This window comes from Brevundimonas sp. FG8, from assembly GCF_057808845.1.
Genome location: NZ_JBMDIU010000001.1, coordinates 595,417 through 607,787 on the forward strand (window position 1 = coordinate 595,417; position 12,371 = coordinate 607,787).

The 12,371-nt window shown below is 67.3% G+C and carries 15 protein-coding genes; 14 read left to right on the forward strand and 1 reads right to left on the reverse strand.

Going from position 1 to position 12,371, the window contains the following annotated elements; all coding sequences use genetic code 11:
• The first annotated feature begins 29 nt into the window (after nucleotides 1-29).
• Nucleotides 30-212 carry a hypothetical protein gene (locus ACODRV_RS02835; protein ID WP_488907342.1) on the forward strand — a complete coding sequence of 61 codons (183 nt, stop codon included), beginning with the start codon at nucleotides 30-32 and terminating at the stop codon, nucleotides 210-212.
• A gap of 215 nt (nucleotides 213-427) precedes the next feature.
• On the opposite strand, the gene ACODRV_RS02840 is transcribed toward ACODRV_RS02835, so the two are convergent.
• A complete protein-coding gene (locus ACODRV_RS02840) occupies nucleotides 428-793 on the reverse strand; it encodes a hypothetical protein (RefSeq protein ID WP_488907343.1) in 366 nt (121 codons plus the stop codon).
• On the opposite strand from ACODRV_RS02840, the gene ACODRV_RS02845 reads away from it, so the two are divergent.
• From ACODRV_RS02845 to ACODRV_RS02905, 13 genes are all read left to right on the forward strand, one after another.
• Nucleotides 783-1,118, forward strand: coding sequence for a hypothetical protein (locus ACODRV_RS02845; RefSeq protein ID WP_488907344.1), 336 nt, complete (start codon nucleotides 783-785; stop codon nucleotides 1,116-1,118). The genes ACODRV_RS02840 and ACODRV_RS02845 overlap by 11 nt on opposite strands.
• 56 nt (nucleotides 1,119-1,174) lie before the next feature.
• Nucleotides 1,175-1,510, forward strand: a complete 336-nt coding sequence (locus ACODRV_RS02850; RefSeq protein WP_183204371.1) for an ArsR/SmtB family transcription factor — start codon at nucleotides 1,175-1,177, stop codon at nucleotides 1,508-1,510.
• A gap of 7 nt (nucleotides 1,511-1,517) precedes the next feature.
• Nucleotides 1,518-1,943, forward strand: coding sequence for an arsenate reductase (glutaredoxin) (gene arsC / locus ACODRV_RS02855; protein ID WP_488907345.1), 426 nt, complete (start codon nucleotides 1,518-1,520; stop codon nucleotides 1,941-1,943).
• Nucleotides 1,940-3,019, forward strand: coding sequence for an ACR3 family arsenite efflux transporter (gene arsB, locus ACODRV_RS02860; RefSeq protein WP_488907346.1), 1,080 nt, complete (start codon nucleotides 1,940-1,942; stop codon nucleotides 3,017-3,019). Before arsC ends, arsB begins: the two co-directional genes overlap by 4 nt.
• The gene (locus ACODRV_RS02865; RefSeq protein WP_488907347.1) at nucleotides 3,019-3,435 is read left to right on the forward strand and encodes a GNAT family N-acetyltransferase; all 417 of its coding nucleotides are present in this window, start codon (nucleotides 3,019-3,021) and stop codon (nucleotides 3,433-3,435) included. The genes arsB and ACODRV_RS02865 overlap by 1 nt, the downstream gene beginning before the upstream one ends.
• Entirely contained in the window at nucleotides 3,435-4,187 is a 753-nt protein-coding gene (gene arsH, locus ACODRV_RS02870; RefSeq protein WP_488907348.1) for an arsenical resistance protein ArsH, read from the forward strand. The genes ACODRV_RS02865 and arsH overlap by 1 nt, the downstream gene beginning before the upstream one ends.
• 400 nt (nucleotides 4,188-4,587) lie before the next feature.
• Nucleotides 4,588-5,607, forward strand: a complete 1,020-nt coding sequence (locus tag ACODRV_RS02875) for a LacI family DNA-binding transcriptional regulator (RefSeq protein WP_240811740.1) — start codon at nucleotides 4,588-4,590, stop codon at nucleotides 5,605-5,607.
• 82 nt (nucleotides 5,608-5,689) lie between these two features.
• Complete coding sequence (locus ACODRV_RS02880) at nucleotides 5,690-6,859, forward strand: fumarylacetoacetate hydrolase family protein (protein WP_488907349.1); 1,170 nt, start codon at nucleotides 5,690-5,692, stop codon at nucleotides 6,857-6,859.
• On the forward strand, nucleotides 6,856-7,614 hold the full coding sequence (gene xylB / locus ACODRV_RS02885) for a D-xylose 1-dehydrogenase (RefSeq protein WP_488907350.1): 759 nt from the start codon (nucleotides 6,856-6,858) through the stop codon (nucleotides 7,612-7,614). Before ACODRV_RS02880 ends, xylB begins: the two co-directional genes overlap by 4 nt.
• A gap of 49 nt (nucleotides 7,615-7,663) precedes the next feature.
• A complete protein-coding gene (locus tag ACODRV_RS02890; RefSeq protein ID WP_141626125.1) occupies nucleotides 7,664-9,091 on the forward strand; it encodes a sugar porter family MFS transporter in 1,428 nt (475 codons plus the stop codon).
• A 107-nt stretch (nucleotides 9,092-9,198) separates the two neighbouring features.
• Nucleotides 9,199-10,641 carry an aldehyde dehydrogenase family protein gene (locus ACODRV_RS02895; protein WP_488907351.1) on the forward strand — a complete coding sequence of 481 codons (1,443 nt, stop codon included), beginning with the start codon at nucleotides 9,199-9,201 and terminating at the stop codon, nucleotides 10,639-10,641.
• A gap of 4 nt (nucleotides 10,642-10,645) precedes the next feature.
• Nucleotides 10,646-11,509: an SMP-30/gluconolactonase/LRE family protein gene (locus tag ACODRV_RS02900; RefSeq protein ID WP_488907352.1), complete on the forward strand. Its 864-nt coding sequence runs from the start codon at nucleotides 10,646-10,648 to the stop codon at nucleotides 11,507-11,509.
• Entirely contained in the window at nucleotides 11,506-12,354 is an 849-nt protein-coding gene (locus tag ACODRV_RS02905) for an aldose 1-epimerase (RefSeq protein WP_488907353.1), read from the forward strand. Before ACODRV_RS02900 ends, ACODRV_RS02905 begins: the two co-directional genes overlap by 4 nt.
• Nucleotides 12,355-12,371: the final 17 nt, after the last annotated feature.

The window sequence follows — 12,371 nt, forward strand, 5'->3', positions numbered from 1 at the left end:
TTGGGGGGGGCGGCGACTACCAGGCTCGGATGCGGTCGATCGCGGATCTGAACCAGCGCAGCCTTCTGGGTCCTCAACGCAACGACCTGACCCTGCGTATCGCCTATGAGGCGGGCGGGCTCGTGGATGTGGAGGAACTCGTCCGCCAAGGAACCGCCTGCTGCGCCTTCCTCACTTTTGAATCGAACAGCGCCCGGAGGCGGTCCACTTAATCGTCGCCGCACCGGAAGACGACCGCGTCGCCGCCGACACCCTGTCCGACGAGTTCATCGCCCCGGGTCCGTCGGCCCGGGCCCAAACCTGTGGATGCTCCTGATTATGACGTCTCTCAATCCCGGCGCGCCGTTGAACGTCGACCCCGCCAAGGGCGACCCGAGCCAAGAGTCGGCGTCGGCCCGATCGTCGCCACCGCGGGCGCCGTTTTCGGCTACGCGGCCTGCTGCGTGCCCGGTGCTTGCGGCTGCAAGGAAAAGGCCTGACACGTCGGGCTCGTCGGCGACGGAAGTGGAGCGCCGCGAGCCCAGGATTTTCGATGAACACCTCCGAACTTCGCTACGCCCTCGAGGCCAGGCAGATCTGGATCTACTTCGCCGCTGTGCTCCTTGCGGCGGCTGTCGGGGTCCTGATCCCGGACGTCGAGCGTCTTGAGGGGGCGATCAATCCGGTGCTGGCCTTGATGCTGTTCGTCACCTTCCTGCAGGTGCCGGTCGCGGCGCTTGGCCGGGACCGGCCAGAAGGTCTCGTCAGGACTGGGGTTAGCGCCGGTGCCTGCGACGGCACTGGTGCTGTTCATCGTGGTCGCCGCCGTTGTGCCGCAGCTCGGACAGACGCTCGACAGGACGCTGAGCGTCGTGCCGGTCTATGTCGCATTCGCCCTGCTCGCGCCGCTTGTCGGATGGGCGGTCTCGCGGCTCGCGCGCTTGGCGCCGGAGGCGGGGCGCGCCGTCGCCTTCAGCGCCGGGACCCGCAACTCGCTGGTGGTCCTGCCGCTGGCTCTTGTCGTGCCCGGCGCGATCCCCTTGGTTCCGGCCATCATCGTGACCCAGACGCTGATCGAACTGATCGCCGAGTTGATCTACATCCGGACCATTCCGCGGCTGGGAGGCGGAGCAGCCTGATCGAGGCGAGCGACTGGAGCGCTTGAATTATTCCATAATTCGACTAATGCAGAATTATGGAAACCGAAGCCTCGATCCTCGCCCTCGCCGCCTTGGCGCAATCCACGCGACTGGAGGCGTTTCGCCTTCTGGTGCGTCACGAACCCGATGGCCTGCCGGCGGGTGACATCTCCAACCATCTGGCCATCCCGGCCAATACCCTGTCGTCACACCTCGGCGTCCTGACCCGGGCGGGGCTGATCAAGTCGGAACGCCGTAGCCGATCGATCATCTACCGTGCCGATCTGGACCGGCTTCGCGACCTTGTCCTGTTCCTGCTCAAGGATTGTTGCGGGGGCAGGGCGGACCTGTGTGAGCCGCTTCTGGCCGAACTCGCGCCCTGTTGCCCCTGAAGACGCCATGGACACTATCATCTATCACAACCCCGCCTGCGGGACGTCTCGCAACGCCCTGGAGCTGATCCGGCACGTCGGGATCGAGCCTCATGTGGTCGAATATCTGAAGACCCCGCCGTCGCGCGCCATGGTCGCCTGGCTGGCCGAGCGGACCGGCGCCCCGCTGCGGGATCTGCTACGGGAGAAGGGCACGCCTTTCGCCGAACTGGGTCTGGGGAACCCCGACCTGACGGATGAGCAGTTGCTCGATGCGATCGAGGCCCATCCGATCCTGCTCAACCGCCCGATCGTCGTCAGCCCCCTCGGCGTCCGCCTGTGCCGACCGTCCGAGGCCGTGCTGGATCTGCTGCCGGGGGAGAACCTGAAACCCTTCACCAAGGAAGACGGCGAGGTCGTCATCGACGCCGACGGCCGGCGGGTGAGACGATGACCGACGTCTCCGCCGCTCCACGGCGCCGCCTGTCTTTCCTCGACCGCTGGCTCACGGTGTGGATCTTCGCCGCCATGGCCTTGGGCGTGCTGCTCGGAACCGTTGTTCCGGGTCTGCCGGCCTGGATCGACGGCCTCTCGGTCGGGTCCACCAGCATCCCGATCGCTATCGGCCTGATCCTGATGATGTACCCGCCGCTGGCCAAGGTCCGCTACGAGGCCTTGCCGCGCGTGTTCGCCGACAAGCGGGTTCTGGCCCTGTCCCTGATCCAGAACTGGATTCTCGGGCCGGTGCTGATGTTCGCCCTGGCGGTGATCTTCCTGCGCGATCAGCCGGAGTACATGACCGGCGTGATCCTCATCGGCCTGGCGCGCTGTATCGCCATGGTCCTGGTCTGGAACCAGCTGGCGCGCGGCGACAATCAATATGTCGCCGGTCTCGTGGCCTTCAACTCGATCTTCCAGATCCTGTTCTTCAGCCTCTACGCCTGGCTGTTCCTCACCGTCCTGCCGCCGCTGTTCGGCCTTCGGGGTAGCGTGGTGGACGTCAGCGTCTGGACTATCGCCGGAGCCGTGCTCGTCTATCTTGGCGTTCCGTTCCTGGCGGGCTTTTTGACCCGCGGCAGCCTGATCGCCCGCAAGGGCGCCGATTGGTACGAGCGTCGCTTCCTGCCGCGCATCGGGCCGATCACCCTGATCGCGCTGTTGTTCACCATCGTGGCCATGTTCAGCCTCAAGGGCGGAGAGGTCGTGGCCTTGCCGCTGGACGCCCTGCGCATCGCCATTCCGCTGACGATCTACTTCCTCATAATGTTCGTCGTCAGCTTCCTGATGGGCAAGCTGATCGAGGCCGACTATCCGCGCACCACGGCCCTGGCCTTCACCGCGGCCTCCAACAATTTCGAGCTGGCCATCGCGGTCGCCATCGCGGCGTTCGGCCTGGCCTCGCCGGTCGCCTTCGCCGCCGTCATCGGTCCGCTGGTGGAGGTGCCGGTATTGATCATGCTGGTGTCGGTCGCCCTCTGGATGGGCCGGCGCTGGTTCCCGGACACGGTCCCGCCGGCGGACGCCGGGTGATGGTGATTCTGTATCTGATCGAGGCGACCGACGCTGGCCTGATCGCCGCGCTGCGGGCCGAAGGCCTGCCCGCGCCTGAGGCCGGCCGCTACTTCAGCGCCGATCACCAGGGCGCCGTGGTCGGCTACGTCGGTCTGGAAGGGGAGGGGCGCGACCTGCTGCTCCGCTCCCTGGTCGTGTCCGCCGACCGGAAGGCGCGCGGCTTGGGAGCCCGGGTGCTGGCCGCCGCCGAAACCGTCGCCGGTGATCTGGGCGGCGTACGCCTGCATCTGCTCACCACGACGGCCGAGCCCTTCTTCGCCCGGCACGGCTACCGGGTGGCGAACCGCCAGACGGCGCCCGACACGATCCGGCGGACCCGTGAGTTCGCGGGGCTCTGCCCGGCGTCGGCGGCCTATCTGACCAAGGACCTCTGATGACTTTTTCCCGCCTGCGCCCGCTGCCCGATCCGGATCATCTGCCGGCCTTGGACAAGGCCTATCTCCCGGCCGATCCGGCCCGCGGCCTGGGGCCGCACGACCATCCGCCCCGGATACTGCTCCTCTACGGATCGCTGCGCGAACGGTCCTATTCGCGCTTCTGCGTCGAGGAGGCGGCCCGTCTGCTGCAATGGATGGGATGCGAAACCCGCATCTTCGATCCGTCTGACCTGCCGCTTCCGGGGTCGCCCGGCGACGACGATCACCCGGCGGTGCGGGAGTTGCGCGAGCACGCCCTGTGGTCCGAGGGCATGGTCTGGTGCAGCCCGGAGAGGCATGGCCAAGTCTCCGGCCTGATGAAGCTGCAGATCGACCATCTGCCCTTGAGCATGGGCGGCGTGCGCCCGACTCAGGGCCGGACGCTCGCCGTCATGCAGGTCTCCGGCGGGTCGCAGAGCTTCAACGCCGTCAACACCCTGCGGCTGCTCGGCCGCTGGATGCGGATGATCACCATTCCCAACCAGTCAAGCGTAGCAAAAGCCTTCCAGGAGTTCGACGACGGCGGACGGATGAAGCCCTCCGCCTACTATGAGCGCATCGTTGATGTCATGGAGGAGCTGGTTCGCTTCACTGTTCTCACCCGGCCTCATGCCGTCAGGCTTGTGGATCGTTATTCAGAGCGCATAGTCGCCGGCGTTCCGATTGAGGCTGACTCAGATCTTTCAGCCATCGCCGTCACAGCACAGTGAGGCGCGTCGCTCAGCGCCGAGCTGTGCCACGCGGGCTTTTACCGCTGGTGCAGTTTTACGTCATCGCACTTGCCAGTGATCGCTTCAGGCTCAGAGAGCCCGTGAAGAACTCAACTGTCTAGGTGGCTTAAGCCGCGAGAACGCGCGGTCCATGCGCGGTTGGGGGAGTATCATGACTGCTGGAGTCCCAGTATCCGCCTTACACAAAGTCTTACACACCCGGCTACTCTATGATAAAATGACGATAAGTATCAGTTGGTTGATGCTGGCGTGTGTGACTTAAAATCTCTCGGCTTCGGCTATGCGGGTTCGAGTCCCGCCGCTCGCACCATCTGTGGCCCATTGGCGTATGGCCCCGCATCGCTCTAGGTTCGGGCGAAGCAGTCAACGGGGCAGGGACGTGAACAAGGCCGTCAAGATCGACGACGTGGCGCGTCTTGCGGGCGTATCGCCCATGACCGTGTCGCGGGTGATGAACCGCGCGGCCGGTGTGCGGGAAAAGACCCGCGAGGTCGTACAGGCCGCGATCGAGGAGCTGGGCTATCGCCCCAACGCCGCCGCCCGCAATCTGGCGCGAGCCGGGGCCGGGCGACTGGGCATGCTCTATTCCAATCCCAGCGCCGGATACCTGACCCAATTCCTGCTGGGCGCGCTGGAAGGCGCGCATCAGGTCGGCGCACAGCTGGTGCTCGAGAAATGCGAAGCCGATCCTGACAGTGAAAGGGCGGCGGTGACGCGGCTGGCCGAAGGCGGGGTGACGGGCGTGGTCCTGCCGCCGCCGCACGGCGAGAGCTGGGCGGCTCTGGCCGCGGTCAAGGCGAAGGGGCTGGCGGTGGTCGCCGTGGCGCCGGGCCGGTTCAAGTCGGCGGCTCCGGCGATCCGCATCGACGACCTCGCGGCCTCGGCCGAGATGACCCGCTATCTGCTGGAGCTGGGCCATCGCCGCATCGGCTTCATCAAGGGCGCCGCCAACCAGACAGCCAGCGCCGAGCGTCTGATCGGTTTCGAAACCGAGGTGGCGGCCTTCGCCGAGCCGGTGGAGGCGCTGATCGAGGCGGGCGAGTTCACCTATCGCTCGGGCTTCGACGCGGCGGAGCGACTTCTGGCGGCTGACCCGCCGCCGACAGCCATCTTCGCGTCGAACGACGATATGGCGGCTGCGGCCATCGCGGCGGCGCACCGGCGTGGGCTGGACGTGCCGCGTGACCTGACCGTGGTGGGCTTCGACGACATTCCGGTGGCGCAGGAAATCTGGCCCGCCCTGACCACCGTCCGTCAGCCGGTCGCCGAGATGGCGGAAACCGCCGTGCGCCTGTTGAGTGAGACGCAGGGCCCCGCCGACGAGGGTGAGAGCGGCGTCCAACATCTGATCCGGCACCAGCTCATTATTCGCGACTCCTCCGCCGCTCCCCGCGGCTAGAGCGCCGGCCGCCCGTCACGGGCCGCTTGACAGCTCATCTTTCTGGAAGAATGTTAGCGCTAACATCTGACGTCCCGCACGTATGGGGCGCGAGGGGGAAGCGTTGCGTATACAGGACTACCTTCCGGCCGATTGGCCCGAAGCCATACTGGCTGGGCGAGTGCAAACCGGGGATGGGCCGTCGCCCGTTCTGGTTCGCGAAGGTCGTCTGATCGACGTCAGCCTTACCGCCCCCACCATGGCCGACCTGCTGGCGCGTCCTGACGCGGCGACGGTCGAGGGCGTGGATATGGGGCCTATCGCGGACATGGACTTCCGCACGGCCTGGAGCGGCGGCGACATCGAGCTGCTGTCACCCGTCGACCTGCAATGCATCAAGGCCTCGGGCGTGACCTTCGCGGTCTCTGCGATGGAGCGGGTGATCGAGGAGCGCGCGCGCGGTGATTCCACCGCCGCCGAAGGCATCCGCGCCGATCTGGGCCGTCGCATCGGCGGCGATCTGTCGGCGGTGAAGCCGGGCTCGGAGCAGGCGCAGGCCCTGAAGGCCGCCCTGATCGCCGACGGCATGTGGTCCCAGTATCTGGAAGTCGCCATCGGTCCGGACGCCGAGATTTTCACAAAGGCCCCGATCCTGTCGTCGGTCGGCTGGGGCGCCGAGGTCGGCGTCCATCCCGGCTCCGCCTGGAACAATCCTGAGCCTGAAGTGGTGCTGGTTTGCGACCCGTCGGGCCGGACGGTCGGCGCATCGCTGGGCAACGACGTCAATCTGCGCGACGTCGAGGGCCGTTCGGCCCTGCTGCTGGGCAAGGCCAAGGACAACAACGCCTCGGCGGCCATCGGCCCCTTCATCCGCCTGTTCGACGGTCGGTTCGGCATGGACGACGTCCGCAAGGCCGAGGTGCGGCTGGAGGTCATCGGACCGGACGGCTTCGTCATGGACGGGACCAGCAACATGGCCCTGATCAGCCGCGACCCGGAAGAGCTGGTGCGACAGGCGGCGGGTGCCAATCACCAGTATCCGGACGGCTTCGCCCTGTATCTCGGCACCATGTTCGCGCCGGTCGATGACCGTGGCGCGCCGGGGCTGGGCTTCACCCACAAGGTCGGGGACCGCGTGCGCGTGTCCTCGCCGAAGCTGGGCGTGCTGGAGAACATTGTGACCACGTCGGACAAGGCGCCGCCGTGGGTGTTTGGAGTGTCGGCCCTGATGCGCAACCTGGCGCAGCGCGGCCTGCTGGGGGCGAGCGTATGAGTGCCGCGATCTATCCGTCGCTGAAGGACAAGCTGGTCGTGGTGACCGGCGGCGGCTCGGGCATCGGCGCCGCCCTGACCGAAGGGTTCGCCCGGCAGGGCGCCCGCGTGGTGTTTCTGGACATCGCGGTCGAGGACTCGAAGGCGCTGGAGGCGTCGCTGGCCGGCCTGTCGCCCGCGCCGGTCTTCCATCCCTGCAACCTGACCGACGTCGAGGCCCTGCAAGCCTGTCTGGCCGAGATCGCCGCAACGCACGGCCCGGTCGAGGTGCTGGTCAACAACGCCGCCAACGACGACCGCCACGCGCTGGCCGAGGTCACGCCCGCCTATTGGGAGGACCGGATCGCGGTGAACCTGCGCCATCTGTATTTCGCGACCCAGTCGGTGGCTCCGGCCATGCAGGCGGCGGGGCGGGGGGTGATCCTGAACCTCGGCTCGATCAGCTGGCATCTGGGGCTGCCCGAACTTTCGCTCTACGAAACCGCCAAGGCGGGGATCGAGGGGATGACGCGGGCGCTGGCGCGGGAACTGGGCGCCGACGGCGTGCGGGTCGCCTGCATCGTGCCGGGCAATGTGAAGACCCCGCGCCAGATGAAATGGTACACCCCGGAAGGGGAGGCGGAGATCGTCGCGGCGCAATGTCTCAAGGGCCGGATCGAGCCGCGCGACGTGGCCGCGCTGGCGATGTTCCTGGCGTCGGACGACGCCCGTTTCATCACGGGACATGAGTATTTCGTGGACGCCGGCTGGCGCTAGGCCGACGGTGATCTGAACGGGCCGATAGAGCCCTCTGGGAGGATTGAGAATGGCAGGACCGACGGGGGGCTCAGGCCCTGACATCGCGGGTGATGACAAGGTCAACATCGGCTTCATTATCGCCATCGTGGCCGTCGCCACGATTGGTGGTCTTCTTTTCGGCTATGACTCGGGTGCGGTGAACGGCACCCAAGCGGGGCTGCAGGCGCAGTTCAATCTGGACGCCAACGGACTGGGCTTCACGGTCGGTTCGCTGCTGATCGGTTGCGCGTTCGGCGCCTTCTTCGCCGGTCGACTGGCGGATCTGGTCGGTCGTCGCACGGTGATGATCGTGTCGGCCGTGCTGTTCCTTGTCGGGGCCCTGATCCAGGGTGTCACCGACGTGCACGCCGTCTTCGTCGCCGCGCGGTTCGCGGGCGGCATGGCGGTCGGCGCGGCCAGCGTGCTGTCGCCGCTCTACATCTCCGAGGTCGCTCCGGCGAAAATCCGCGGACGGATGAGCACCGTGCAGCAGGTCATGATCATCAGCGGCCTGACCGCCGCCTTCCTGGTGAACTATTTCCTCGCCCAGAACGCCGGCAGCAGCTTGGGCGAGATCGCCGGGACGACGGCATGGCGCTGGATGTATCTGGCGCAGGCCGCGCCCGCCGCCGTCTTCCTGCTGGCCCTGTTCCTGATCCCGGAAAGCCCGCGCTATCTGGTCATGAAGGGCAAGGACCAAGCGGCCCGGGCCGTGCTGACCAAGTTGTTCGGCGCGGAGGCGGCTGCCCGCAAGATCGGCGAAATCCGCGCCAGCTTCACCGAAGGCCACCGCCCGAGCTTCAGGGACGTCACGGGCAAGTTCGGCTTCCGTCCGATCGTCTGGGCCGGTCTGGTTCTGGCGACCTTCCAGCAGTTCGTCGGCATCAACATCATCTTCTACTATGGCGAGACCCTGTGGCGGCTTGCCGGGGTGTCGGAGGAAGTCGCGCTGGAGCGCAACATCATCTCCGGCGCCGTCTCCATCGGCGCGGTGCTGCTGGCGCTGGCGGTGATCGACAAGATCGGCCGCAAGCCCCTGCTGCTGATCGGCTCGGTCGGCATGGCCCTGACGCTCGGCGCCATGACCTGGGCCTTCAGTGGCGCCGGCGCGGATGCGGCGGGGAACCTGACGCTGAGCGCCACCGCCGGCATGACCGCCCTGGTTGCCGCCAACCTGTACGTCATCTTCTTCAACTTCAGCTGGGGCCCGGTGATGTGGGTCATGCTGGGCGAGATGTTCCCGAACCAGATGCGCGGCTCGGCGCTGGCCATCTGCGGCCTGGCCCAGTGGGGCGCGAACTATCTGGTCGTCCAGAGCTTCCCTGGCATGGCCGAAGGTATCGGTCTGGTCGGCACCTACGCCCTCTACACGGCCGCCGCCGTGATCAGCGTCTTCCTGGTCCGCTCCTTCATCAAGGAGACCAAGGGCAAGGAACTGGAAGAAATGACCGGCTGACCCTTCTCCCCGAACGGAGTACGGCGGGCGGCGCTTCGGATGCCTATCTGATGCGTCGCCCGTCGGGCTTCGACCTGTACGACTGACTTCTCCAAGGAATACCTCCCATGACCGACACCCTCGAGCTTTCGCACTGGATCAACGGCGAGCGCGTCGGGGGTGATCGCCCGGCCGAGAGCACGAACCCCTCTGACACGCGCGAGGTCGTGGCCCGCACGCCGGATGGCTCGGCGTCGGACGTCGATGATGCGGTGGCGGCGGCCAAGGCGGCCTTCCCGTCGTGGTCGGAAGCCTCGCCGGAAGCGCGCTCGGATGTGCTGGACAAGGCCTCCAACCTGCTGATGGAGCGCAAGGAAGAGGTCGGCCGTCTGCTGTCGCGCGAGGAAGGCAAGACCCTGCCGGAAGGCATTGGCGAGACCGCTCGCGCCGCCCGCATCCTGAAATATTTCGCCGGTGAGGCCCTGCGCCTGCATGGCCAGAACCTGGCCTCGACCCGTCCGGGCGTGGAAGTCCAGACCTATCGCCAGCCGGTCGGCGTCTATGGCCTGATCACTCCCTGGAACTTCCCCGTCGCCATCCCGGCCTGGAAAGCCGCGCCCGCGCTGGCGTTCGGCAATACGGTGGTGCTGAAGCCCGCCGGTCCGACCCCCGCGACGGCCGAGGCGCTGGTCGCCATCCTGCATGAGGCGGGCCTGCCCAAGGGCGTGCTGAACATGGTCATCGGTCGCGGCGGCGTCGGTCAGGCGATTGTCGATCACAAGGACGTCGCGGGTATCTCCTTCACGGGCTCACAGGGCGTCGGCGCCGGTGTGGCGGCGGGCGCGGTCAAGCGTCAGGCCCGCGTGCAGCTGGAGATGGGCGGCAAGAACCCGCTGATCGTGCTGGACGACGCCGATCTGGAGCGGGCGGTGAACATCGCGCTGGACGGCTCCTTCTTCGCCACGGGGCAGCGGTGCACCGCCTCCAGCCGCCTGATCATTCAGGACGGCATCCACGACAAATTCGTCGCCCTGCTGGCCGAGAAGGTCGCCGCGCTGCGCGTCGGCGATGCTCTGGACCCGAACACCCAGATGGGCCCGGCGGTCAGCGAGGCCCAGATGGAGACCTCCTACACCTACATCGACATCGCGCGCGGCGAGGGCGCCCGCATCGCCACCGGCGGCGATCGTCTGAAGCTGGACAAGCCCGGCTGGTACGTCCAGCCGACCCTGATCGCCGACACCGCCGCCGACATGCGGATCAACAACGAGGAAGTCTTCGGTCCCGTCGCCTCGACCATCCGCGTGAAGAGCTACGAAGAGGCTCTGGAGATCGCCAACGGCGTCGAGTTCGGCCTGTCGGCCGGTATCGTCACCAGCTCGCTGAAGCACGCGCGCGACTTCCAGCGCCGCGCCAAGGCGGGGATGACCATGGTCAACCTGCCCACCGCGGGGGTCGACTATCACGTGCCGTTCGGCGGGACGAAGTCGTCCAGCTATGGCGCGCGCGAGCAGGGCTTCGCCGCCGCGGAGTTCTTCACCACCATCAAGACCAGCTACAGCGCGGGCTGATCCCATGCAGATCGGAACCGAGCCCGTCCTGCTGTGGGACCTTCAGGCCGAGCTGGGCGAGGGGCCGGTCTGGGATGACCGCCGCCGCTGCGTCTGGTTCGTCGACATCAAGGGCCGTCGTCTGCACCGCTACGGCGTGGACGACGGCGCCCGGGACAGCTGGGATGCGCCAGAACAGATCGGCTTCGCGCTCCCTGCCGAGGACGGGTCGCTGATCTGCGGCGTGCGGGGCGGTCTGTACCGGTTCGATCCGGAAACGGGCGACTTCGCCCTGATCATCCGGGTGGAAGAGGATCGTCCGCAGAACCGCATCAACGACGGCTTTGTGGCTCCGGACGGGACACTGTGGTTCGGCACGATGGATGACAGCGAGGAGACCGTCTCGGGCGCCCTCTATCGCTGGCGGGACGGTGAGCTGACCCGCCACGACGACGACCATCGCGTCACCAACGGCCCGGCGCTGAGCCCCGATGGCCGGACCCTCTATCACCACGACACGACCGAGAAATGCATCTACGCCTTCGACCATGACGACGGCGAACTGAGCAACAAGCGCCTCTTCGCCGTGACCGAGGACGGCTATGCCGACGGGCCGAGCATGGACGAGGCGGGCGTGCTGCACGTCGGCCTGTTCAACGGCTGGGGCGTGGCGCGGTTCGCGCCCGACGGCGCGCGGATCGGGAAGATCGAACTGCCGGTCCAGACGGTGACCAAGGCGGCCTTCGGCGGCGATGATCTGAAGAGCCTGTTCTGCACTACGGCCTGGCTGGGCAATGCCGACAAGCGCGCCGAGCAGCCGACGTTGGGCGGGCTCTATGCCTTGCGGGTCGAGACGCCGGGCCTTCCGCAGGCGCGGGTAAAACTGTGATTGAACTGCGTCATGGCAACTGGCGACTGGTCCTGCGGCCCGAGGTCGGGGGCTCCATCGGGGCGCTGAGCCGGGATGGCGTCGATATCCTGCGCCGGATGCCGGACGGCTCGACCGATGTGCTGGAGGCGGGCTGCTTTCCGCTGACGCCCTACGCCAACCGGATCGCCGGCGGGGTGTTTGCCTTCGAGGGACGGGAGATCGCCCTGCCGGTCCAGCCCGCGTTCGCGCCGCATGCCCTGCATGGGGACGGCTGGCTGAGCGCATGGGCGGTCGAGACGCGGGACGAGACTTCCGCGACACTGATCCATCGCCATGCGCCGGACGCCTGGCCCTGGGCCTATGAGGCGCGGCAGACGTTCGGGCTGAGGGACGCGGGGCTATCGGTTGGCCTGTCGATGACCAATCTGTCGGATAGCCGGATGCCCGCCGGACTCGGCCTGCACCCCTATTTTCCGGTGACGGACAAGACCCGCCTGCGCTTCGATGCGGCGCGGGTCTGGGGCGGGGGCGTGGACGAGGTGCCGACGACCTTGCTGCCGGTGTCGGATGTCCATGACTGGTCGGGAGGAGTGCGCGTGGTCGAGGCTCCGTTCGTGGACCATGCCTATGTCGGCGACGGCGCGGCGGTGTTGGCGGAGCCCGGTCGGACCACGACCGTCACGGCCTCCGCCAATGCGGGCTGGCGTCACATCTTCGTTCCCGGCGGTGACTTCTGCTGCATCGAGCCGGTGACGCACCGCCCGGACGCCGCCCACGCGCCCGACGGCGAGGCCAGCGGCTGGACCGTTCTGGCGCCGGGCGAAACCCTGACGATGCAGATGGACGTGACGGTTCAGGGCTGAGCCCCGTCCCGGATCGC

Bases quoted from the DNA above. Each gene is read 5' to 3' on its own strand.
- ACODRV_RS02835 (WP_488907342.1), top strand. From the start codon at position 30: ATGCGGTCGATCGCGGATCTGAACCAGCGCAGCCTTCTGGGTCCTCAA.
- ACODRV_RS02840 (WP_488907343.1), bottom strand. From the start codon at position 793: ATGAACAGCACCAGTGCCGTCGCAGGCACCGGCGCTAACCCCAGTCCT.
- ACODRV_RS02850 (WP_183204371.1), top strand. From the start codon at position 1,175: ATGGAAACCGAAGCCTCGATCCTCGCCCTCGCCGCCTTGGCGCAATCC.
- arsC (WP_488907345.1), top strand. From the start codon at position 1,518: ATGGACACTATCATCTATCACAACCCCGCCTGCGGGACGTCTCGCAAC.
- arsB (WP_488907346.1), top strand. From the start codon at position 1,940: ATGACCGACGTCTCCGCCGCTCCACGGCGCCGCCTGTCTTTCCTCGAC.
- ACODRV_RS02865 (WP_488907347.1), top strand. From the start codon at position 3,019: ATGGTGATTCTGTATCTGATCGAGGCGACCGACGCTGGCCTGATCGCC.
- arsH (WP_488907348.1), top strand. From the start codon at position 3,435: ATGACTTTTTCCCGCCTGCGCCCGCTGCCCGATCCGGATCATCTGCCG.
- ACODRV_RS02880 (WP_488907349.1), top strand. From the start codon at position 5,690: ATGGGGCGCGAGGGGGAAGCGTTGCGTATACAGGACTACCTTCCGGCC.
- xylB (WP_488907350.1), top strand. From the start codon at position 6,856: ATGAGTGCCGCGATCTATCCGTCGCTGAAGGACAAGCTGGTCGTGGTG.
- ACODRV_RS02890 (WP_141626125.1), top strand. From the start codon at position 7,664: ATGGCAGGACCGACGGGGGGCTCAGGCCCTGACATCGCGGGTGATGAC.
- ACODRV_RS02895 (WP_488907351.1), top strand. From the start codon at position 9,199: ATGACCGACACCCTCGAGCTTTCGCACTGGATCAACGGCGAGCGCGTC.
- ACODRV_RS02900 (WP_488907352.1), top strand. From the start codon at position 10,646: ATGCAGATCGGAACCGAGCCCGTCCTGCTGTGGGACCTTCAGGCCGAG.